The organism is Bradyrhizobium oligotrophicum (assembly GCF_051168495.1).
GTDB lineage: Bacteria > Pseudomonadota > Alphaproteobacteria > Rhizobiales > Xanthobacteraceae > Bradyrhizobium > Bradyrhizobium oligotrophicum_A.
The window spans coordinates 157014-178875 of record NZ_JBNPVB010000008.1 but is presented as its reverse complement, the minus strand read 5'-3'; the positions used below and the strand labels follow the sequence as shown (position 1 = coordinate 178875).

The 21862-nt window shown below is 65.6% G+C and carries 17 protein-coding genes; 10 read left to right on the top strand and 7 right to left on the bottom strand.

Annotation, left to right across the window (positions count from 1 at the left end; genetic code table 11):
• Window positions 1-61 precede the first annotated feature (61 nt).
• Together ACQR1B_RS17580 and ACQR1B_RS17575 are read right to left on the bottom strand one after the other, a co-directional pair.
• Window positions 62-346: a hypothetical protein gene (locus tag ACQR1B_RS17580; RefSeq protein WP_434834624.1), complete on the bottom strand. Its 285-nt coding sequence runs from the start codon at window positions 344-346 to the stop codon at window positions 62-64.
• 19 nt (window positions 347-365) lie between these two features.
• Window positions 366-809: a hypothetical protein gene (locus ACQR1B_RS17575; RefSeq protein WP_434834476.1), complete on the bottom strand. Its 444-nt coding sequence runs from the start codon at window positions 807-809 to the stop codon at window positions 366-368.
• Between the two features lie 277 nt (window positions 810-1086).
• Between ACQR1B_RS17575 and ACQR1B_RS17570 the strand changes: the two genes are divergently transcribed.
• The 8 genes from ACQR1B_RS17570 to ACQR1B_RS17535 all read left to right on the top strand — a co-directional run bounded on the left by ACQR1B_RS17570 (window position 1087) and on the right by ACQR1B_RS17535 (window position 9769).
• Window positions 1087-1236, top strand: coding sequence for a hypothetical protein (locus ACQR1B_RS17570; protein ID WP_434834477.1), 150 nt, complete (start codon window positions 1087-1089; stop codon window positions 1234-1236).
• A 10-nt stretch (window positions 1237-1246) separates the two neighbouring features.
• Window positions 1247-1336 (top strand): K(+)-transporting ATPase subunit F, encoded by a 90-nt coding sequence (locus ACQR1B_RS17565; RefSeq protein WP_042340291.1) that lies wholly within the window; start codon window positions 1247-1249, stop codon window positions 1334-1336.
• 40 nt (window positions 1337-1376) lie between these two features.
• Window positions 1377-3080 carry a potassium-transporting ATPase subunit KdpA gene (gene kdpA, locus ACQR1B_RS17560; protein WP_434834478.1) on the top strand — a complete coding sequence of 568 codons (1704 nt, stop codon included), beginning with the start codon at window positions 1377-1379 and terminating at the stop codon, window positions 3078-3080.
• 16 nt (window positions 3081-3096) lie between these two features.
• Window positions 3097-5214, top strand: coding sequence for a potassium-transporting ATPase subunit KdpB (gene kdpB / locus ACQR1B_RS17555; protein WP_434834479.1), 2118 nt, complete (start codon window positions 3097-3099; stop codon window positions 5212-5214).
• Window positions 5215-5322: 108 nt separating this feature from the next.
• The gene (locus ACQR1B_RS17550) at window positions 5323-5928 is read left to right on the top strand and encodes a K(+)-transporting ATPase subunit C (protein ID WP_434834480.1); all 606 of its coding nucleotides are present in this window, start codon (window positions 5323-5325) and stop codon (window positions 5926-5928) included.
• 53 nt (window positions 5929-5981) lie between these two features.
• Window positions 5982-8699, top strand: coding sequence for a DUF4118 domain-containing protein (locus ACQR1B_RS17545; RefSeq protein WP_434834481.1), 2718 nt, complete (start codon window positions 5982-5984; stop codon window positions 8697-8699).
• Window positions 8696-9385 carry a response regulator gene (locus ACQR1B_RS17540; RefSeq protein WP_434834482.1) on the top strand — a complete coding sequence of 230 codons (690 nt, stop codon included), beginning with the start codon at window positions 8696-8698 and terminating at the stop codon, window positions 9383-9385. Before ACQR1B_RS17545 ends, ACQR1B_RS17540 begins: the two co-directional genes overlap by 4 nt.
• Window positions 9386-9469: 84 nt before the next feature.
• Window positions 9470-9769, top strand: coding sequence for a DUF6496 domain-containing protein (locus tag ACQR1B_RS17535; RefSeq protein ID WP_434834483.1), 300 nt, complete (start codon window positions 9470-9472; stop codon window positions 9767-9769).
• A gap of 374 nt (window positions 9770-10143) precedes the next feature.
• Here ACQR1B_RS17535 and ACQR1B_RS17530 read toward each other — a convergent pair whose 3' ends face one another.
• The gene (locus tag ACQR1B_RS17530) at window positions 10144-11025 is read right to left on the bottom strand and encodes a Ku protein (protein WP_434834484.1); all 882 of its coding nucleotides are present in this window, start codon (window positions 11023-11025) and stop codon (window positions 10144-10146) included.
• Window positions 11026-11750: 725 nt separating this feature from the next.
• On the opposite strand from ACQR1B_RS17530, the gene ligD reads away from it, so the two are divergent.
• Window positions 11751-14480, top strand: coding sequence for a DNA ligase D (gene ligD, locus ACQR1B_RS17525; protein WP_434834485.1), 2730 nt, complete (start codon window positions 11751-11753; stop codon window positions 14478-14480).
• Window positions 14481-14571: 91 nt separating this feature from the next.
• Here ligD and ACQR1B_RS17520 read toward each other — a convergent pair whose 3' ends face one another.
• Window positions 14572-14736: a DUF3309 family protein gene (locus ACQR1B_RS17520; RefSeq protein ID WP_006614022.1), complete on the bottom strand. Its 165-nt coding sequence runs from the start codon at window positions 14734-14736 to the stop codon at window positions 14572-14574.
• Window positions 14737-14905: 169 nt separating this feature from the next.
• Here ACQR1B_RS17520 and ACQR1B_RS17515 point away from each other — a divergent pair, with 169 nt between their 5' ends.
• Entirely contained in the window at window positions 14906-15217 is a 312-nt protein-coding gene (locus tag ACQR1B_RS17515) for a polyhydroxyalkanoic acid system family protein (RefSeq protein WP_434834486.1), read from the top strand.
• Here ACQR1B_RS17515 and treY read toward each other — a convergent pair whose 3' ends face one another.
• The 3 genes from treY to glgX are packed head-to-tail and all read right to left on the bottom strand — an operon-like array spanning window position 15218 to window position 21862.
• Window positions 15218-18022: a malto-oligosyltrehalose synthase gene (treY, locus tag ACQR1B_RS17510; RefSeq protein ID WP_434834487.1), complete on the bottom strand. Its 2805-nt coding sequence runs from the start codon at window positions 18020-18022 to the stop codon at window positions 15218-15220.
• 1 nt (window position 18023) lies between these two features.
• The gene (gene treZ / locus ACQR1B_RS17505) at window positions 18024-19790 is read right to left on the bottom strand and encodes a malto-oligosyltrehalose trehalohydrolase (RefSeq protein ID WP_434834488.1); all 1767 of its coding nucleotides are present in this window, start codon (window positions 19788-19790) and stop codon (window positions 18024-18026) included.
• The gene (glgX, locus tag ACQR1B_RS17500; RefSeq protein WP_434834489.1) at window positions 19787-21862 is read right to left on the bottom strand and encodes a glycogen debranching protein GlgX; all 2076 of its coding nucleotides are present in this window, start codon (window positions 21860-21862) and stop codon (window positions 19787-19789) included. The genes treZ and glgX overlap by 4 nt, the downstream gene beginning before the upstream one ends.

Sequence of the window (21862 nt, the reverse complement as noted above, 5' to 3'; positions counted from 1 at the left end):
TGGATAGGAAATCGATGCGGGACCGCGGGTGACGTCATAGGCGCGACGTAAAGGACGACGCCTACGCGTCCGTGAGCTGGTTGAACGACATGGCCGCGCAATAGAGCGCGAGATAGCCGATCATCTCGTCCCAATGATTGAGGCCGGCGGTGAAGACGCGCTCGCGGCGCAGAGTGGCGAGCACGGCACAGAGGATGACGGTCATCCACAGCAGCGCTGCAAGACTGCGTCCGAAGCCGATGCTGCCGAACGTCGCGAACAGACCAAGGATCGCGGTTCGCAGGCCGAAGCGAAGCAGCACCCGCGCCGTGGACAGCTCCACCGATTTGTCGGCCGAGAGGATCATAGGGGTGGCTTTCGTCACGTCAGAAGTTATCGCAGCAGAGCAGCTGCGTGAGCGCGGGCTCGGCGGAGCGTTGTCCCGAGGGGCGCGGCTGGCCCGGCTCGAGGCGGCGCGCCTCTGCTGCGGCGTGGAGAATGGCGAGCGCGAGATCGCTGTGCCTGGCTTCGGCGCAGTGGTCGAGCCAGTCCGGCAATTCGCGCCGTTGCGAGAGCGCGCAGTGCCATTCGCCGTCGTCATAGGCGAGGCGGCGCAGCGACCAGCGCGGCAATTGCAGCGCGATCAGCTCCAGCGCGGCATCGATGCGGGCCTCGGCCTGCATCAGCTGGTCGATGCGTCCCCGGCGCCGTCCGCGTGCCGACAGTGGCGAGACGTCCTCGTCTGCGCCCAGGAGATCGGCTGACAGCGTGGTCCAATCCTGCGGGGTCTGCGGCAGATCGGCGAAACCCAGTGACGTTGAAACGGGCATGGTGTGGATCCGTCGTGATTGAGCGCCGGCCGAAGCGGGCCGTGCCGCCAATGTGGCGGCTGCAGCCGTAGGAATACGAGAGGGGCAGGGCCTGGAAGAAATAAGCGGCGCATAAACGCACGGCGTCATCGCGGCCGCTGCTTATGCGGCGGCGGTCGTCGCCGGCCGATTTTCGCCGCGGAAGACCGCGGTCTTTATGAGATTCCTATAACTCTGCCGGCCGGGCCGTCTCGAAAACCTATGGGGCGCGATGCCATCTGGGACGGAGGAACGGACCGTGGCCCCGTCGGCGCCCCGTCCGCTCCATTGGTTGCGCGCCTGCCGCGCGCATGAGGAGCACACCATGCTGGACATTCTGATGCTGGCGTTGGCCGCCGGCTTCTTCGCCTTGGCGATCGGCTACACCTATGCCTGCGAGCGGCTCTAGGAGACGGACCATGATCTTCGACTATTCGCTCGCCGGCGCCGTGTCGCTCGGCCTTCTGATCTATCTCACCTACGCGCTGCTGCGGCCCGAGCGGTTCTGACCGCCCAAGCGCCCGCACCCGTTCTCAAGGACATCATCCCATGACCGTGATCGGCTGGATTCAGATCCTGCTTTATTGCGCCATGATCGTCGCGCTCGCCAAGCCGCTCGGCTGGTACATGACGCGCGTCTTCAATGGCGAACGCACCTTTCTCTCTCCCGTGTTGCGCCCGGTCGAATCCGCGATCTACCGGATCGGCGGCGTCGACGAGCGCCGCGAGCAGCATTGGCTGACCTACACGGTCGCAATGCTGCTGTTCCATGTCGGCGGCTTCCTGATCATCTACGGCGTCATGCGGCTGCAGGCCGTGCTGCCGTTCAATCCCGCCGGCCAGTCCGCCGTTGCCGAGGATCTGTCGTTCAACACCGCGATCAGCTTCCTGACCAACACCAACTGGCAGAACTACGGCGGTGAGAGCACGGTCTCCTATCTGGTGCAGATGCTCGGCCTGACGCACCAGAACTTCCTGTCGGCGGCGACCGGCATCGTGCTCGCGATTGCGCTGATCCGCGGCTTCGCGCGTGCCTCGGCCCGCACGGTCGGCAATTTCTGGGTGGATGTTGTCAGATGCACGCTCTATGTGCTGCTGCCGCTGTGCATCGTCTACACGCTGTTCCTGGTCTGGCAGGGCATCCCGCAGACGCTCGGGCCGTATGTCGAGGCCACGACCTTGGAGGGCGCCAAGCAGACCATCGCGGTCGGCCCGGTGGCCTCGCAGGTCGCGATCAAGATGCTCGGCACCAATGGCGGCGGCTTCTTCAACGCCAATGCCGCTCATCCGTTCGAGAATCCGACCGCGCTGTCGAACTTCTTCCAGATGATCTCGATCTTCGCGCTCGGCGCCGCCCTCACCAACGTGTTCGGCCGCATGGTCGGCAACCAGCGCCAGGGCTGGGCCATCCTCGCCGTGATGGGCGTGCTGTTCATCTCAGGCGTCGCCGTCACCTATTGGGCGGAGGCCAGCGGCAGCAATGTGCTGAACGCGCTGGGGCTGACCGGCGGCAACATGGAAGGCAAGGAGGTCCGCTTCGGCATCGTCGCGTCGTCGCTGTTCGCGGTGATCACGACCGCCGCCTCCTGCGGCGCGGTCAACGCGATGCATGACAGCTTCACCGCGCTCGGCGGCATGATCCCGCTGATCAACATGCAGCTCGGCGAGATCATCGTCGGCGGCGTCGGCGCCGGCCTCTACGGCATGCTGCTGTTCGTCGTGCTCGCGATCTTCGTCGCCGGCCTCATGGTCGGACGCACGCCGGAATATGTCGGCAAGAAGATCGAGGCCCGCGAGGTCAAGATGGCGATGCTGGCGATCCTGGTGCTGCCGCTGATGTATCTCGGCTGGACCGCTGTCGCCGTCGTGCTGCCGCAGGCCGTGGCCTCGATGGCCAATGCCGGCCCGCACGGCTTCACCGAGGTGCTCTATGCCTTCACCTCGGCGACCGCCAACAACGGCTCGGCCTTCGGCGGCCTCACCAGCAACACCTTCTTCTACAATTTGACGCTGGCAAGCTCGATGTTCGTCGGCCGCTTCTTCATGATCGTGCCGGCGATGGCGATCGCAGGCTCCTTGGCCGCGAAGAAGTCGATCCCGCCGTCGGCCGGCACCCTGCCGACCACCGGCGGCCTGTTCGTCGGCCTCGTCGTCGGCGTGATTCTCATCATCGGCGGCCTTACCTTCTTCCCCGCACTCGCCTTGGGTCCGATCGTCGAGCATCTCGCGATGACCGCCGGCACCGTGTTCTGATCTCGGAGCAACCTCCATGGAAACCGTCAAACTCTCGAAGCGCTCGTCGATGTCGACGATGCTCGATGCCAAGATCATGCTGCCCGCCATCAAGTCTGCGTTCGTCAAGCTCGATCCGCGGCTGATGATCAAGAACCCCGTGATGTTCGTCGTCGAAGTCGTCGCCGCGCTCACCACGGTGATCTTCCTCCGCGACATCGTGACCGGCGGCGCCAATCTCGGCTTCACCTTCCAGATCATCCTCTGGCTCTGGTTCACCGTGCTGTTCGCCAACTTCGCCGAGGCCGTCGCCGAAGGCCGCGGCAAGGCGCAGGCGGATTCGCTGCGCAAGACCCGGACCGAGAGCCAGGCCAAGCTGCTGACCGGCTCGAGCCCCACCGATCACAGCTTCAAGCTCGTGGCGGGCACCAGCCTCAAGGTCGGCGACATCGTGCTGGTCGAGGCTGGCGATACGATCCCCTCCGACGGCGAGGTGATCGAAGGCGTCGCTTCGGTCAACGAGGCCGCCATCACCGGCGAGTCGGCGCCCGTCATCCGCGAATCCGGCGGCGACCGTTCGGCCGTGACCGGCGGCACGCAGGTGCTGTCGGACTGGATCCGCGTGCGCATCACGGCAGCCCAAGGCTCGACCTTCATCGACCGCATGATCAGGCTGGTCGAGGGCGCCGAGCGGCAGAAGACGCCGAACGAGATCGCGCTCAACATCCTGCTCGCCGGCCTGACCATCATCTTCGTGTTCGCGACGGTCACGATCCCGAGCTACGCCGCCTATGCCGGCGGCTCGATCTCGGTGGTGGTGCTGGTGGCGCTGTTCGTGACCTTGATTCCGACCACGATCGGCGCGCTGCTGTCGGCGATCGGCATCGCCGGCATGGACCGCCTGGTGCGCTTCAACGTGCTGGCGATGTCGGGCCGCGCCGTGGAGGCCGCCGGCGACGTCGATACGCTTCTGCTCGACAAGACCGGCACCATCACGCTCGGCAACCGCCAGGCCACCGCGTTCCGTCCCGTCCGCGGCGTCAGCGAGCAGGAGCTCGCGGACGCCGCGCAGCTCGCCTCGCTGGCCGACGAGACGCCGGAGGGCCGCTCGATCGTGGTGCTCGCCAAGGAGAAGTACGGCATCCGCGGTCGTGACATGGCCGAGCTCGGCGCCACCTTCGTGCCGTTCACGGCGCAGACCCGCATGAGCGGCGTCGATGCTGGCGGCTCCTCGGTGCGCAAGGGCGCGGTCGACGCGATCCTCAGCTACATCGGCGGCGGCGCGACGCAGGTCGCGTCCGGCAACACCGTGCGCGCGATCCAGCCCATGGAAAGCGAGCTCGCCCGCGAGATCCGCGCCATCGCTGACGAGATTGCCAAGGCCGGCGGCACGCCGCTGGCGGTGGCCAGGGACGGCCGGCTGCTCGGCGTCATCCAGCTCAAGGACATCGTCAAGGGCGGCATCCGCGAGCGCTTTGCCGAACTGCGCCGCATGGGCATCCGCACCGTCATGATCACCGGCGACAACCCGATGACCGCGGCCGCGATCGCGGCCGAAGCCGGCGTCGACGACTTCCTCGCCCAGGCGACGCCCGAGGACAAGCTCAAGCTGATCCGCGACGAGCAGGCCAAGGGCAAGCTGGTGGCGATGTGCGGCGACGGCACCAACGACGCGCCGGCGCTGGCGCAGGCCGATGTCGGCGTCGCCATGAACACCGGCACGCAGGCCGCCCGCGAGGCCGGCAATATGGTCGATCTCGACTCCAACCCGACCAAGCTGATCGAGGTCGTCGAGATCGGCAAGCAGCTCCTGATGACGCGCGGCGCACTGACCACGTTCTCGATCGCCAACGACGTCGCCAAGTATTTCGCGATCATCCCGGCGATGTTCCTGGCGTTCTACCCGCAGCTTAACGTGCTGAACGTCATGAACCTGTCGAGCCCGCAGAGTGCGATCCTGTCGGCGATCATCTTCAACGCACTGATCATCATCGCGCTGATCCCGCTGGCGCTGAAGGGCGTGGCCTATCGCGCCATCGGCGCCGGCGCGCTGCTCGGCCGCAACCTGCTGGTCTACGGCCTCGGCGGCATCATCATTCCCTTCATCGGCATCAAGGCGATCGACCTGATCGTGACCGCCTTGCACCTGGCTTGACACCCCAACCGCCGTCATTGCGAGCGAAGCGGCGCAATCCAGAGTCCCACACGCCGCCCTGGATTGCTTCGTCGCTTCGCAATGACGGAAGAGACACAGGAGACTCACATGCTCAAAGAAATCCGTCCCGCCATCTTCGTCCTGCTCGCGCTGACCCTGATCACCGGCCTGATCTATCCGCTCGCCATGACTGTTGTGGCCGGCACCATCTTTCCTGCGCAGGCCGAAGGCAGCCTGATCACGCGCAACGGCCAAGTGATCGGCTCGGCGCTGATCGGCCAGGAGTTCAAGGACGACAAATATTTCCACGGCCGGCTCTCGGCGACGACAGCGGCCGACCCCAACGATTCGACCAAGACGGTCCCGGCGCCCTACAACGCGGCCAACTCATCGGGCTCCAATCTCGGGCCGACCAGCAAGGCGCTGGCCGACCGCGTCAAGGAGGACGTCGACAAGCTCAAGGCAGAAAACCCTGCGCAGGCCGTGCCGGTTGATCTGGTGACGACCTCCGCGAGCGGGCTCGATCCGGACATTTCGCCGGAGGCGGCGCTGTTCCAGGTGCCGCGGGTGGCCAAGGCGCGCAATCTCCCGGAGGCAGGCGTCCGCGCCCTAGTGGCGCAGCAGACGCAAGGCCGCCTGATCGGCCTGTTCGGCGAACCCCGTGTTAACGTGCTCGCCCTCAATCTGGCGCTCGATGCGGCCAAGGCGCAGTGACGGTGCGCGTCGCTCCGGCCTTGGCGCAGAGGTCTCCCCGTCTATAATGCCGCATGGCCAGTCAACGCCGCGATCCTGACCAACGTCCCTCGCCGGAGGCCCTGCTCGAAGCGGCCCGGCGGGAGGACAGTCCTGCCGGCAAGCTCAAGATCTTCGTCGGCGCCGCCCCCGGCGTCGGCAAGACCTATGAGATGCTGTCGAGCGCGCATGCCAGGATGAAGGCCGGCGTCGACGTCGTCGTCGGCTTTGTCGAGACCCATGGCCGGATCGAGACCGAGGCGCTAGTGCGCGGCTTGGAGGTGATCCCGCGCAAGCGCATCACCTACAAGGACCAGGTCGTCGAGGAGATGGATCTGGACGCCGTGATCGCGCGGCGGCCGAAGCTCGCGATCGTCGACGAGCTCGCGCATACCAATGTTGCCGGGAGCCGCCATCCCAAGCGCTATCTCGACGTCGAAGAGCTGCTGTCGCACGGCATCGATGTCTACACGGCGGTCAACGTCCAGCACATCGAGAGCCTCAACGACGTGGTCGCGCAGATCACCCATGTTCGCGTTCGCGAGACCGTGCCGGATTCGATCTTCGATCGCGCCGACGCCATCGAGCTGATCGACCTCACGCCCGATGATCTGATCCAGCGGCTGAAGGAGGGCAAGGTCTATGTGCCCAAGCAGGCCGAGCGCGCGCTGGAGCATTATTTCTCGCCCGGCAATCTGACCGCGCTGCGCGAGCTGGCGCTGCGCCGAACCGCCGAGCGCGTCGACGAGCAGCTGCTCACCCACATGCAGGCCAACGCCATCGCCGGCCCCTGGGCGGCCGGCGAGCGCATTCTCGTCTGCGTCTCCGAGGATCCGCGCGCCGCGAGCCTGGTGCGCTACACCAAGCGGCTCGCCGATCGCGTTCATGCGCCATGGACCGCCGTGACGATCGAGACCCGGCGCAATCTCCAGCTCTCGGACAAGCAGCGCGACCGGCTCGCCGATACGCTGCGGCTGGCCGAGACCCTCGGTGGCGAGGCGCTGACGATCCCCGGTGCCGGTCGCCGGATTGCCGATGATTTGATCAGCTTCGCACAGGCCAACAACGTCACCCAGATCATTATTGGCAAGTCCAGCCGCTCGCGGCTGTTCGAGATCGTCAGGGGCTCGGTGGTGCATGACCTGGTCAGGCGCGCCGGCAACATCAGCATCCACGTCATCGCCGGCGATGAGACGCCGGAGCCGACGGGCCCATCGGTTCAGACCCGCGCGCGCAGCGAGCCGCTGCAGCCCAAACCCTATCTGATGGCGCTGCTGATCACGGCGGTCGGCCTCGGCCTTGCCGAATTGATCCAGCCGTTCTTCGGCATCGAGAATGTCGATCTCGTGTTCCTCACCGCCGTGGTCGGCGTCGCCGCGCGCTACGGCCTGTGGCCGTCGCTGCTCGCGAGCCTCATGGCCTCGCTGTGCTACAATTTCTTCTTCCTGCCGCCGATCTACACCTTCACGATCACCGATCCGACCAACGTTGCGGCATTCTTCTTCTTCATGCTGATCGCGCTCCTGGTGTCCAATGTCGCCGCGCGCGTGCGCGTGCAGGCGGATTCGGCGACCCAGCGCATCCGCACCACCGAGCAGCTCTATGCCTTCAGCCGCAAGCTCGCCGGCACCGCGACCCTGGACGACGTGCTGTGGGCAACGGCCTATCAGGCCGCCTTGATGCTGAAGGTGCGCGTCGTGCTGCTGCTGCCGCTGGACGGCAAGCTGACGGTGATGACCGGCTATCCGCCGGAGGATCAGCTCGACGACGCCGATCTCGCCGCGGCGAGCTGGGCCTGGAGCAACGACCGCGCCGCCGGCCGCGGCTCCGATACCTTGCCCGGTGCGAAACGCCTGTTCCTGCCGATGCGCACGGGCCGGGGGCTGATCGGCGTCATCGGCATCGACGACGACCGCAGCGGGCCGTTGCTGACGCCGGACCAGCGCCGGCTGCTCGACGCGCTGGTCGATCAGGGCGCGCTCGCGATCGAGCGCGTGCTCCTGGTCGAGGACATGGACAAGGTCAAGCGCAGCATGGAGCAGGACCGGCTGCGCTCGGCGCTCTTGACCTCGATCTCGCACGACCTCAAGACGCCGCTGGCGTCGGTGCTCGGCGCGGCGTCGACGATGCGCGATCTCGCCACGCGGCTGTCGGACAAGGAGAAGCTCGATCTGCTCGCGACCGTCATCGACGAGTCCGAGCGGCTCAACCGTTTCATCGCCAATCTCTTGGACATGACCAAGCTCGAATCCGGCGCGATCAAGCCGAACACCGCGCTGCACGATCTCGGTGAGATCGTCGGCAGCGCGCTCAGGCGCGCCAGCAAGATCCTGTCCGGCCACCGCATCGCGCTGGACCTTGCCGCCGATCTGCCGATGCTCGAACTCGACGCGGTGCTGTTCGAGCAGGTGCTGTTCAACCTGCTCGACAATGCCGCCAAATATGCGCCCGCGGAGACCACCATCGCGCTGCGCTCGCGGCGCGATGGATCGTGGGTCGTGCTGGACATCACCGACGAGGGCGACGGCATTCCGCCCGACGAGGTCGAGCACGTGTTCGACAAGTTCTATCGCGTGCAGAAGGGCGACCAGGTGCGCCCCGGCACCGGGCTGGGCCTTGCGATCTCGCGCGGCTTCGTCGAGGCGATGCATGGCCGCATGACCGCCGGCAATCGTGCCGATCGCAGCGGCGCCGTTCTCACCATCCGCCTGCCGGTGCCCGCGCAGGCCAGACCGCTGGATACGGCCGCATGACCGGTGCTCCGATCAAGGTGCTCGTGATCGACGACGAGCCGCCGATCCGCAAGCTGCTGCGGATGGGGCTGGCGACCCAGGGCTATGAAATGCTGGAGGCGCCGAGCGGCAAGGTCGCGCTCGAGAAGCTCGCCGAGGATCCGGCGCTGATCATCCTCGATCTCGGGCTGCCCGACATCGACGGCCACGAGCTGCTGCGCACCATCCGTTCGCGCAGCGAGAGCATTCCGATCGTGGTGCTGTCGAGCCGCGGCGACGAGGCGGGGAAGGTGAAGGCGCTCGATCTCGGCGCCGACGACTACATCACAAAACCGTTCGGCATGGACGAACTGCTGGCGCGCCTGCGCGCGGCGCTGCGCCACCAGCTGCAGGTGCAGGGCGAGCGCCCGGTGTTCCGCACCGGCGATCTCTCTGTCGATCTGGTCCGCCGCATCGTCAAGGTCGGCGAACGCGAGATCAAGCTGTCGCCGAAGGAGTATGATCTGCTGCGCGTGCTGGTGCAGCATGCCGGCAAGGTGCTGACGCATCGCTTCCTGCTCAAGGAGCTGTGGGACGAACTGACCGACGCGCAATATCTGCGCGTCTATGTGCGCCAGCTCCGGCAGAAGATCGAGACCGATCCCGAGCGGCCGCAATTCGTGCTGACCGAGACCGGCATCGGCTATCGGCTGCGCGCGCCGGATTAGCGTTTTGTCATGTCGGCTGTTTCGTCGAGGCGGAACATTCGCTGTCCCTCGTGATTTCTGTCGTATCACAGGGAGATCAGCTTCATGGCGAGAACAGCACGCAAATTCTCGAAGGGCGCGTCGGCCAAGGTCGGACGCGCGATGAAGAAGCGCAAGGCCGGCACGCTGCGCAGCGGCGGCTCCGGCCGCAAGGTGACCAGTCGCAAGCAGGCGATCGCGATCGGCCTGTCGGAGGCCCGCCGCGAAGGCAAGAGGGCGTCGCCGAAGAAGAGCGCGAAGTCTGCTGCGAAGAAGACGGCCAAGAAGGCGTCGAAGACGTCGAGCAAGAGGAGTACGAAGAAGACTACCAAGAAGACGGCGAAGAAGTCGCCGAAGAAGAGCTGATATCACGGCCTCATGGTTCGAGACGCGCCGCCACGAACACTGAGTGCATGATCGGCCTTCGTGCGCGGCGCTCCTCACCATGAGGGTTTAGACTTCGGCCGCGAAGCTTGATCCTGCTCCATGAGCAGGCCGCTCATGGTCGATGTGCAGCGCGGCCCTCGGCGCCAAACCCTCTCCATGAATACGCCTCTCGGCGTGTTCATGGCCTGGTATGAAGTGCCACCTCGGCTTTTGCTCCTCATGGTGAGGAGCGCCGAACCTGTCTGTGAACCAAGTGAATGGTATCCAAGGCGGCGCGTCTCGAACCATGAGGCCATGATCGGCAGGCTGGGGCCGCCAAGGGCGGGGCACTTCGCCTTTCTCGGCTAAAGCTTTTACCCCGCTTTCCGCTGCCGGGCCGCCGAGCGATGGGCCTTCTTGGCCGAACGGCGCGGCGCGGCGGCGCGCTTAGCCGCTGGGCGGGATGTCTTCGCAGCTCCCTTGCCTTTCAGGCTCTGCTTCAGCGCATCCATCAGGCTGACGACGTTGTCGGACCGCTCTTCCGGCTCCGGCAGCTTGATCGGCTTGCCCGACGCCTTGCGCTTGACCAGCGCTTTCAGCGCGGTCTCATACTGATCCTTGAACTCCGACGGGTCGAAATGCGCCGCCTTGGTCTGCAGGATATGGCCGGCCAGCTCGACCATGTCCTTGGTGATCTTCGGCGTCTTGATGTCGCCGAAGAATTCGGCTTCGTCGCGCAGCTCATAGGGAAACCGCAAGGTGGTGCCGAGCATGCCCTTGCCCATCGGCTCGATGGCGATGACGTGCTCGCGATTGGTCAGCACGATCCGCGCCAGCGCGACGCGGCCCTGGTCCTTCATCGCGTCGCGGATGACGGCGAAGGCGTCGACTGCAGCCTTGCCGTCCGGGGCGATGTAATAGGGATGGTTGAGATAGCGCTGGTCGATCTCTTCGCGCGGCACGAAGCTGTCGATGTCGATGGTGTGGTTGCTCTCGATCTGGACCGCTTCCAGTTCCTCGGGCTCGATCTCGACATACTGACCCTTGGCCAACTCGTAGCCGCGGCCCTTCTGCTCGGCCTCGACGACATCGCCGGTCTCGGCATCGACCATCTGCTGCTTCAGCCGGTTGCCGGTCTCGCGGTTGATCATGTGAAACCGCGTCTTCTCCACCGAGGTCGACGCCGGGTAGAGCACGACAGGACAACTGACGAGAGACAGTTTGAGCGAGCCTTTCCAATAGGCACGGGGGGCCATCATGTTCTCCGTAGGCAATCAGGGTGAGATGCAACGGACTGATGTCGGTCCGGGTTCCCGGCCTGATCCATGGCGAAGGCGTTCCCTCGGGAAAGCCGGCATTGCGGCGCCGGGCAAATCGCGGCGGGCCCGCGAACCCTCTCTCATATTTCTGATAAAAATAAACCGCTTGACAGCTTCGTAAAATCAGCATTATTGTCCCGCTCGTTCCGTTGCGTCGGAGGGGACGTATCGCGGTCGTCATGGACGTCGGCAGCGGAATGCGATGGGCGTGTCGGGTTGCAGCGTGATTGTTGCGCCGACGAACGATCCGGCACGCACGGTCAAGTCGCGTGGTCCTGATACCCCGAAGCTGGTATCCAGCGCAATGCGCGCAAGCGCATTGTCGCGACACGGTGGCCAACAAGCCGGCGCACCGGGGAGAACGCGAAGCAGCCGTGAAAACCGTCGCGCAGGGAGGGCCGGGATGTCTCGGCTGCACCTGTGGTACCTGCCGCCTGCATTTTTTTCGCAGGCGGGCCATGGGGCGGCGAGCTCCCGGCCTTCCCTGCGCCCTCTCGGGAGGGCGAACGGCAGCACCACCCGGGCTCATCGAGCGGCGGGAACGCGGAACTTTGCCCGGTGTTATCGTCCTGATCTGGTCAACGCCAATCGCAGGCCGTGCCCGCTCCGGTTCCAGGATGCGTCCCGCTTTGCTACGCTACCGCTCAACGCGAGGGATCACCGTGGCGCTCAAGAAGCTCTCCACCTATCGCAAGAAGCGTGATTTCGACAAAACGGCGGAGCCGTCGGGCCAAGCCAAGGTGGCGCGCGCGGCGCGCCCGCGCTTCGTCATCCAGAAGCACGACGCGACGCGGCTGCATTACGACCTGCGGCTCGAATTCGACGGCGTCTTCAAGTCGTGGGCCGTGACCAAGGGCCCGTCGCTCGACCCGCACGACAAGCGGCTCGCGGTCGAGGTCGAGGACCACCCGCTCGATTACGGCGATTTCGAAGGCACGATCCCGGAAGGCGAGTATGGCGGCGGCACGGTCATGCTGTGGGACCGCGGCTATTGGGAGAGCGAGGATCCGGAGCGCGGCTTCGCGAAGGGCGACCTGAAATTCACGCTCGACGGCGACAAGCTGCACGGCAGCTGGGTCCTGGTGCGGATGCGCAACGATCGCACCGGCGGTAAGCGTACCAACTGGCTGCTGATCAAGCATCGCGACGAATTCGCTAGAGAAGGCGAGGCCAACGACATTCTGGATGCCGACACGTCGGTGGCCTCGGGACGGACGATGGCGCAGATCGCGGCCGGCAAGGGCAAGGCGCCGAAGCCGTTCATGCTCGCCGAGGCGCAGCGCATGAATGCCGACGCCGTCTGGCACTCGAACCGCAGCGACGGCAAAGCGTCTTCGACGGCGACGTCGTCGACCAAATCGAAGGCGACAAAAACCAAGGCGACAAAAACCAAGGCGACCAAAACTAAGGCGACCCAATCGAAGGCGCCGAAGGCGGCCGCGCCGCGAACGGTGTCATCGCTGCCGGACTTCGTGCCGCCCGAGCTCTGCACCTCCGTGGCCCAGCCGCCGGGTGGCGAGGGCTGGGCGCACGAGATCAAGTTCGACGGCTATCGCGTGCAGATCAGGGTCGAAGACGGCAAGGCGACGCTGAAGACCCGCAAGGGCCTGGACTGGACCGCCAAGTTCAAGGCGATCGCCGAAGAAGCTGCCAAGTTGCCCGATGCGATCATCGATGGCGAGATCGTCGCGCTCGACAAGGACGGCAATCCCAATTTCTCGGCGCTGCAGGCTGCGATCTCGGCCGGGCAGACCGACGAGCTGATCTTCTTTGCCTTCGACCTGATGTTTGCCGAAGAGTTCGACCTGCGCCGCCAGCCGCTGCGCGACCGCAAGGCGCGGCTGGCCAAGCTGCTGAAGGCGAACATCAAGGGCAAGGCGCCGCGCATCCGTTATGTCGAACATTTCGAGAGCGACGGCGAGGCCGTGCTGGAATCGGCGCGCAAGCTGTCGCTCGAAGGCATCGTCTCGAAGAAACTGGACTCGGCCTATCATTCGGGCCGCACCGACAGCTGGACCAAAGCCAAGACCCGGCCGGGCCACGAGGTCGTCATCGGCGGCTGGAAGACCACCAACGGCAAATTCCGTTCGCTGATGGTCGGCGTCAACAAGGACGATCATCTCGCCTATGTCGGCATCGTCGGCACCGGCTTCGGCCAGGACACGGTAAAGGCGATCATGCCGGCGCTGAAGGCGGCGGAGGCGAACAAGAGCCCGTTCAGCGGCAAGAACGCGCCGCGCAAGACGCGCGACGTGCATTGGCTGAAGCCCGAACTGGTGGCCGAGATCGAGTTCGCGGGCTGGACCGATGACGGCAATGTCCGGCAGGCCTCGTTCAAGGGCTTGCGCGCTGACAAGCCGGCGCGCGAGGTCGTGGCCGAGGAGCCGGTCGTCACGACGAACGTGGCGAAGCCGATGGCGCGAGCCGCGGCGACGGTCGCGACCGGCGGCACCACCGTGCACAAGACGCCGTCGCGCACCAAGACCTCGGCCACGGTGATGGGTGTTGCGATCTCCAAGCCCGACAAGGCGCTGTGGCCCGATGCCGGCGACGGCGAGCCCGTGAGCAAGCTCGATCTCGCGACCTATCTGGAAGCCGTCGGCGATTGGATGATCGATCATCTGAAGGGGCGGCCATGCTCGATCGTCCGTGCGCCCGACGGTATCGATGGCGAGACGTTCTTTCAGCGCCACGGCATGCAGGGCACGTCGGACATGCTGGAGCTGGTCAAAGTCTCCGGCGATCGCAAGCCGTATCTGCAGATCGACCGCGTCGAGGGATTGATCGCGGTGGCGCAGGTCGCCGGCGTCGAGCTGCATCCCTGGAACTGCGCGCCTGATGCCTACGACGTGCCGGGCCGCCTCGTATTCGATCTCGATCCGGCGCCGAACGTCGCCTTCGCGGAGGTGATTGCCGCGGCCAAGGACATGCGGCAACGCTTGACGGCTCTGGGTCTCGAAAGCTTCTGCAAGACCACGGGCGGCAAAGGCCTGCACGTGGTGACGCCGCTGCTGCATGGCGCGCGCGACCAGGTGGCGTGGCCGGAGGCGAAGGCGTTTGCGCAGGGCGTGTGCCAATGGATGGCCAATGACAGCCCGGACGACTATCTGCTCAACATGTCGAAGAAACTGCGCAAGGGAAAGATCTTCCTCGACTATCTCCGCAACGACCGGATGGCGACGGCGGTCGCTGTGCTGTCCCCGCGGGCGCGCGCCGGCGCAACGGTGTCGATGCCGGTGACCTGGGCGCAGGTCAAGACCGGACTCGATCCCAAGCGTTACACGGTTCGCACCGTGCCGGCGCTGCTGGCCAGGACCAAGGCGTGGGACGGATATGACGACGCGGCCGGGTCAATCAAGGCGGCGATGAAGAAGCTCGCGAGCGAGATGTGAGAGGCGAGCGAGACACGGCAAACACGCGCGAGCCGACATGGCAAAGCCATGTCAGCCCGAACTGATGAGTGCGATCGACAGATCAATCGAATCAGATGCGTCCCAGCAGAACGAGGATCAGCACGATGACGATGATCAGGCCGAGACCGCCGCCGCCATAGTAACCGGTGCCGTAGAACGGACCGCCGCCGATGCCGGAAAAGCCGCCGAGCAACGCGATGATCAGGATGATCAGGATGATGGTTCCGATGGACATGTAGTTCCCTCCAGTGCCCGGCAGCGGGGCGTGCGACACTCTGCCTTCGTCGAGGAAACTGGTCGGAACTTCGAAAGTTCCGGTTCGGGCTGAGGTAAAATGAGGCGTGTGTCTTTGCGGTCGTCTCGGCCGATGACTACATCAAGCCGTCGTTAGTCGGGAGATCATGATGTCAAGACCGCTTGTCGTTTCCATTCCGCATCGCCTCGGCAAGGACGAGGCCGTGCGCCGGCTGCAGGCCGGCCTGGGCCGGGCTGCGAGCAGTCTTCCCGTCCTCTCCGTCGACGAGGAACGGTGGGACGGTGACAAGATGTTCTTTCGCGTGCGCGCGCTCGGACAGGCGGCGTCGGGCCACGTCGACGTGGCGGAGGATCATGTGCGGGTGGAGGTCACGCTGCCGTGGTTGTTGCAGCGCTTTGCCGAAGTGGCGCAGTCCGCCATCCGCAGCCGCGGCCAGCTATTGCTGACCAAGAAGAGCTGATCAGGCGGGCGGTGCCAGCGTGGGCGTCCGTTTGGCCCCGCGATCGAAGGTCGCCTCGACACGCGCGGCGATCACGGTGGCGGGGAGATGCGTGAAGATGGACGAGACAGGAAGGGCACCGTCCTGAATGTGAGGGGCCGTATAGCCGGGAACATGCACCGTCACATCGAAGGAATCTGCGCGCGGCCAGACCCGGCCGCCGTCTGTGAACGGCGCAAAGTTGCGGGCGGCCACCACGATCGCGGCTTCCCGGCCGCGGCGGCGTGCGAAGGCGATGATGTGCTCGGCATGACGCCCGGTCACGTCGAGGGGCTCGTAGGAGCCGTCGGTGAAGACGGCGGCCAGTTGGCTGCGGAGCACGAGCAGATGCCGCGTCCAGGCCAGCTTGATGCGGCCATCGGGCCAGCGCTCCGCAAGCTGCGCCCAGTCCGGGTTCTCGCAGTCCTGCAGCACCCGCGCGCGCGCGGCAAAGTCGACCGCGCGGCGATTGTCGGGGTCAACCATCGACAGCTCCCAGAACTCGGTGCCCTGGTAGAAATCGGGCACCCCCGGCATGGTCGCCTTCAGTGCCAGCTGCGTGAGCGAATTCAGCGCGCCGAGCAACGCAAACCGCTTGGCCAATGTCTCCAGCGATTGCACGAATTCCGCCGAGCGCCCGCGGTCGAGAATGCGCGCGATGAACGCGCGCAGGCCGTTCTCATAGGCCTCGTTGGGATTGAGCCAGCTGGTCTCCTCCTTGCCCTCGCGGGCGGCCTTGAGCGCATAGGCCTGCAAGCGTTCGGGAAGGCTGTCGTCATCACCGCTCGCCGGCCAGATGCCGACGAGGGTCTGGTACAGCATGTATTCGAACGCCGCCGACGGCGCCCGCATGTTGCCCTCGGTCACGACGTTAGGCGCATTCAAGGTCTTCCAGCGTGCGACCGCGGAGGTCCAGTCGTTGGGAAGCTCGGTGATCGCGGCAAGGCGAGTGCGCGCATCTTCGCCGCGCTTGGTGTCGTGGGTCGCGGTCGCGGTCATGCCGTGCGGCCAATGCCTGGCGCGCTGTCGCATGAGCTCGTGAAAATCAGGAATGGTCAGGCCACGGGCCGCCGGGTCACCGCCGACCTCGTTGAGCGCGAGCAGCCGGTGGAAGCGATAGAAGGCGGTGTCCTCCAGCGACTTCGCCATCATCGGTCCGGTGAGCTGCTGGACCTTGAGCGCGAAGCGGCGGACGCGCGGAACGCTATGGTTGGTCCGACGATCGCGCTTGACGAGATCCATCGTCAGGGCATCGCGCAGGAAGTCGAAGATGGAGCCGTCGGAGGCGAACCATTCGGCGCGCGCCTGCGTGATCGCATGATCGATCAGCTTGCGGTCGGCCTCGGTCGGTCCGGCCGTGGTGAGATAGGTGCGGTAGACCGGGAAGTTCAGGATGTACAGCTCGAGCGCCTGACGCAGGCTGTCTTCCGAATAGTCGCGCGTCGAGTAGTGCCCATTGGCGATGCGCGCCAGCAGCCGCGTCAGCACGGTGAACTCGCTGGTCAGCAGCGTCTCGAGCACGCGCCGCTTGGCCTCCTTGACCACCGGCGCCAGCTTCGGCGGGGTGTTGCTGATCTGGCGCCAGACCTCGTCGAGTGGCTCCAGGCCGCTGCGGTCGATCAGGAGCTGGGTGATGACGTTCATCCACTCATAGCCGGTGGTGCCGTGCACGCCGGCGAAGCTCGGCAGCTTCTCGTGCTCGCAGAGGATCTTTTCGATCACGACATAGAATGGCCCCGCGGCGGCGCCGCGGGCATCGCGGACCAGGCGGCGCAGACGTTGAAAATATTGCGCGGGGTCGCGCAAGCCGTCGATGTGGTCGAGCCGCAATCCCTGCAACTGTCCGTCCGCGATCAGCTTCTTCACCAGACGGTGGATGGCCTCGAACGTGCCGGCATCCTCGATTCGCAGGCCTGCAAGCGTGTTCACGTCGAAGAAGCGGCGATAGTTGATGTCGCTCGACGCCAGTCGCCAGTGGCCGAGCTTGTAGTGCTGCCGATCCAGCAGGTGATGCAGCGCCAACGTCGGCGCGGGGCGATCGGGGCCGGCCTGATAGGCCTGAAGTCCGCGGGCGATGATGTCGGCGGCGCCTGGAATGGCCTTGAGAGCGGCCTTGAAGCCTGGCGCTTCCTTGCGATTGGGCTGGCGCAGACCTCTATGGCGCGAGGCAAGGTCGAGAATCTGCCGGCCGCCCTCGCTCTGCTCCTCGACGGCTTCCCTCACCATGATGCGCAGCATCTCGCCGTAGCGCTCGGGTGCAATCGGAAGGCGATGTTCGAAGTACCAGCAGGAAAAGCTGCCTTCGTCCGGATCGTAGCGCAGGACGATATCGCCGTGCTCCAGCGCTTCGCCGTAGGAGGTGCCTAGGATGGGCAGCAGCACGCCGCCGCGCGCACGGTAGGGCAGCTGGTCCCAGTCGATGTCGAAGGAAGCCGCGTGCGGCGACGCCGGGCCCCATTCGAGCACGTCGAGCCACCACGGATTGTCGTCGAAATGGACGCCGACGTGGTTGGGCACGAAATCGAGGATGAGCCCGAGATCGTGCGCCTTCAGTGCTTCGATGAGTCTGGCAAATCCATCCTCGCCCCCGAGCTCGGGATTGAGCTTGGAATGATCGGTGATGTCGTAGCCATGGGTCGACCCCTTGCGCGCCTTCATGAACGGCGAGGCGTAGACGTGACTGATGCCGAGCGCCTTGAGATAGGGCACGACACGCGCCGCGGCTTCGAAGTCGAAGTCGGCCGTGAGTTGCAGGCGATAGGTCGCGAGCGGAATGGCCGGAGGCATGCTATCCTCCGATGCTCCAGAACACCGACCACGGCGGCAGACGATCGCCGGGCGTTCCGCCCCAGATCGACGTGCCGGGGAATTCGGTCGATCGGTTTGCCAGCGCCTTGTCCGAGGCGTTGGCGAGCAGCCGCAGCCTGCTGCCGTCGCCCATCACCCAATGGGCGGTCAGGTGTCCGTCATCGGTTACATTCGCTTCGCCGAATGTCGCGCCGGGCAGTCGTGGGGCGACTTCGCTGTGCCGCACGGCGAGCAGCCTGCGCACCAGTGCCAGCCGTTCGCGGCCCGGCTGCTCATGGCGGGCGTCCCAATCGATGATCGCCGATTCGAACGTCTCGACATCCAGCGGATCGGGGACGTCGTCGCCATACCGGGCGTATGCCCATTCGTATTCCCTGCGGCGTCCCTTGCGCACGGCGTGTGCAAGATCGCCCTGGAAGTCGCAGAAGAACGGGAACGGCTGTTTCGAGCCCCATTCCTCGCCCATGAACAGCATCGGCACGGTCGGCGCCAGCAGGGTGACCGCCAGCGCCGCCGCAATGCCGTCGGGCGGCGCGATCGCTTCCAGCCGGTCGCCGAACACGCGGTTGCCGATCTGGTCGTGGTTCTGCAGGAAATTCACGAAGGCACTGGGCGCCAGATGACCACTCGGCTCGCCCCGCGGATCGCCGCCCCAGAACGCGGCCGGTTCACCCTGATAGACGAAGCCGGACGCGAGCGCACGGGCGAGGTCGCGACGCGGCGACTGCTGGTAGTCGCCATAATAGCCGCCGCTCTCGCCGGTCAGCATCACATGCCAGGCGTGATGATAGTCGTCGTTCCACTGCGCGCGGAATTTGCCGCGCGGCGGCTCTTCCGCGGCGTCCAGCATGCTGGCGCGGTTGTCGCCGTTTTCCAGCACGAGGTGAATGTGCCGCCCCGTCGCCTCCACGAGCTTGCCGACCGCGGTGCTGAGATCGTGCAGCATCGGCACCTGGCCTTCGGCGGCGAGAATGTGATTGACCGCGTCGAAACGCAGCCCGTCGAAGCGGTAGTCGGTGAGCCAATGCAGCGCGTTCTCGATCGCGAAGTTCCGCACCTCCGGAAGCCGGTAATCGATCGCACTGCCCCACGGCGTATGCGCGTCGGTGAAGAACGTCGGCGCATACCGGCCGATGTAGTTTCCTTCCGGGCCGAAATGGTTGTAGACGACGTCGAGGAACACCATCAGCCCGCGCAGATGCGCCTCGTCGATCAGGGCGCGCAGATCGTCGGGCCTGCCATAGACGCTGTCGGGCGCATAGAGCAGCACGCCGTCATAGCCCCAGTTGCGGCGGCCGGCGAAGTCCGCGAGCGGCATCAGTTCGAGCGCCGTAATTCCGGTCTCGACGAGGTGATCGAGCTTGTCGATCATCGCCCGATAGGTGCCTTTCCTGGTGAAGGTGCCGACATGACTCTCGAGGAACACCGCGTCCTGCCAGGGGCGTCCGCGCCAATCCTTGGAACGCCAGGCGTAGGCGCCGTGATCGATCACTTCGCTCGGCCCGAACACGTCCTCAGGCTGGAAGTCCGAGCCGGGATCGGGCACGTCGAGCTCGTCGTCGATGCGGAACATGTAGCGCGTGCCGGCGCCGATCCCGGCGACATCGAGCGAATACCAGCCGTCACCGCGGCGCTGCATCGCATGGTTGCGGTCGAGCACCAGATCGACGTGCTTGGCGGCGGGCGCCCACAGCCGGAAGGTGACGCCGTCCTTGGTGATTTCAGGTCCGAACTGGCGCACGGTCATGGCTGGCCCGCATATGCAAGGACGGAGCGGGGCGGGGCCTTGAGGTCCGCGCCGGATGCGAGGTCGATCGGCGTCTGCTGCGCTTCAGTGGTGTTCAAAATCTGCTGCCACGTCTTGTATTCGTCGAGCCTGGGCAATTTGAATCCGATTTCTTCAGGGGCCGCGTTCAGGACGATAAAGATCGGAGCCTGCTCCTGTTCCACCGGGGCGAGCACATAGGCGAGAAATCGACCATCGGGAAAGGTCCAGTCCGTTTGCGTCATCTCCTCCGCCGAAGGCGTCAGCCACAGCACGCCGAAACTGCCGTCGGGACGGCGGCCGTCGAGCCAGCGGCGCGCGCGGATCTGGCCGAAGCGACGGCGCAGCTCCGTCATGTGCGCGATGAAGTCGATCAAGTCGTCGCCGTCGCGGCCCATGCCGCTCCAGTCGACCCAGCCAACCTCGTTGTCCTGGCAGTAGGCATTGTTGTTGCCGTTCTGCGAGTTGCCGACCTCGTCGCCGGCCAGCAGCAGCGGCAGGCCCTGCGCGAGGAACAGACAGGCGAGCTGGTTCTTGCGCGACTGCCGGCGCAGCGCGGTGATGGCCGCATCGTCGGTCGGACCCTCGTGGCCGAAATTGTTGCTGTGGTTGTCGTTGGAGCCGTCGCGATTGTCCTCGCCGTTCGCCTCGTTGTGCTTGCTGTTGTAGCTGAACAGATCCGCCAGCGTGAAACCGTCATGGACGGTGACGTGGTTGACGCTGGCGCGCTGGGTGCGGCCGTCGTGGTTGAAGATGTCGGACGAGCCCGTCATGCGGCTCGAGACCTCGCCGATCAGGCTGCCTTCGCCGCTCCAGTAGCGGCGCATGGCGCTGCGATAGCGGTCGTTCCATTCCGACCATTGCGATGGGAACGCGCCGACCTGATAGCCGCCGAGGCCGACGTCCCAGGGCTCGGCGACCAGCTTGACGCCTGCAAGCACCGGGTCCTGCCGGATGGCGGTCAGGAAGCCGCTGCGCCGGTCGAAGCCGTGCTTCTCGCGGGCGAGCGTGGTGGCCAGATCGAAGCGGAAGCCGTCGACATGGCAGACCTCGACCCAATAGCGAAGCGAGTCCATCACCATCTGCAGCACGCGCGGATGGGTCAGGTTCACCGACGAGCCGCAGCCGGTGAAGTCGTCATAGAATCGCGGATTGTCCGGCTGCAGCCAGTAGTAGGAGGCGTTGTCGATGCCGCGATAGCACAGCGTCGGCCCGAGATGATTGCCCTCGGCGGTGTGGTTGTAGACCACGTCGAGCATGACCTCGATGCCGGCATCATGCAGCCTTGCCACCGTCGTCCTGAACGCGTCGAGCGGATTGTCCTGCGCGTAGCGCTGCTCCGGCGCGAAGAACGAGATCGTGTTGTAGCCCCAGTAATTGACGAGCTTCTTCTCGACCAGCATGCGGTCGTCGATGAAGGCGTGGATCGGCAGCAGCTCGATCGTGGTGACGCCGAGCCGCTTCAGATGCTTGATCATCGCCGGCGACGACAAGCCGCCATAGGTGCCGCGCAGATTGGGCGGGACGTCGTCGCGCCTGTTGGTCAGGCCCTTGACGTGGGCCTCGTAGATGATCGTGTCCTCCCACGGGATCTGCGGGCGCATCTCGCGCCGGCCCCAGTTGAAGGTCTCGTCGATCACGACGGCCTTGGGCATGCCGCGGGCATTGTCGCGGCGGTCGAAGGAAAGATCCTCGCGCGGCGAGCCAGCGCGATAGGCGAAATGGGCGTCGCTCCAGACCAGGCGGCCGGCGAGCCGCTTGGCGTAGGGGTCGAGCACCAGCTTGTTGGCATTGAAGCGGTGCCCGCGCTCCGGCTCATAGGGTCCGTAGACGCGGTAACCGTAGAGCTGCCCCGGCGAGACGTCGTTGAGGTAGCCGTGCCAGACGTCCTCCGTCCGCTCGGGCAGCTCGATCCGCTCGATCTCGCGGCGGCCCTGGTTGTCGAACAGGCAGAGCTCGACCTTCTCCGCATTGGCGGAAAACAGGGCAAAATTGGTCCCCCGCCCGTCCCAGGTGGCTCCCAGGCGGGCGTGGCTTCCTGCGGCCAGGCGCAT

Coding starts and splice junctions, on each gene's coding strand:
- ACQR1B_RS17580 (WP_434834624.1), bottom strand. CDS start 346: ATGATCCTCTCGGCCGACAAATCGGTGGAGCTGTCCACGGCGCGGGTG.
- ACQR1B_RS17575 (WP_434834476.1), bottom strand. CDS start 809: ATGCCCGTTTCAACGTCACTGGGTTTCGCCGATCTGCCGCAGACCCCG.
- ACQR1B_RS17565 (WP_042340291.1), top strand. CDS start 1,247: ATGATCTTCGACTATTCGCTCGCCGGCGCCGTGTCGCTCGGCCTTCTG.
- kdpA (WP_434834478.1), top strand. CDS start 1,377: ATGACCGTGATCGGCTGGATTCAGATCCTGCTTTATTGCGCCATGATC.
- kdpB (WP_434834479.1), top strand. CDS start 3,097: ATGGAAACCGTCAAACTCTCGAAGCGCTCGTCGATGTCGACGATGCTC.
- ACQR1B_RS17550 (WP_434834480.1), top strand. CDS start 5,323: ATGCTCAAAGAAATCCGTCCCGCCATCTTCGTCCTGCTCGCGCTGACC.
- ACQR1B_RS17545 (WP_434834481.1), top strand. CDS start 5,982: ATGGCCAGTCAACGCCGCGATCCTGACCAACGTCCCTCGCCGGAGGCC.
- ACQR1B_RS17540 (WP_434834482.1), top strand. CDS start 8,696: ATGACCGGTGCTCCGATCAAGGTGCTCGTGATCGACGACGAGCCGCCG.
- ACQR1B_RS17535 (WP_434834483.1), top strand. CDS start 9,470: ATGGCGAGAACAGCACGCAAATTCTCGAAGGGCGCGTCGGCCAAGGTC.
- ACQR1B_RS17530 (WP_434834484.1), bottom strand. CDS start 11,025: ATGGCCCCCCGTGCCTATTGGAAAGGCTCGCTCAAACTGTCTCTCGTC.
- ACQR1B_RS17520 (WP_006614022.1), bottom strand. CDS start 14,736: ATGTCCATCGGAACCATCATCCTGATCATCCTGATCATCGCGTTGCTC.
- ACQR1B_RS17515 (WP_434834486.1), top strand. CDS start 14,906: ATGTCAAGACCGCTTGTCGTTTCCATTCCGCATCGCCTCGGCAAGGAC.
- treY (WP_434834487.1), bottom strand. CDS start 18,022: ATGCCTCCGGCCATTCCGCTCGCGACCTATCGCCTGCAACTCACGGCC.
- treZ (WP_434834488.1), bottom strand. CDS start 19,790: ATGACCGTGCGCCAGTTCGGACCTGAAATCACCAAGGACGGCGTCACC.
- glgX (WP_434834489.1), bottom strand. CDS start 21,862: ATGCGCCTGGCCGCAGGAAGCCACGCCCGCCTGGGAGCCACCTGGGAC.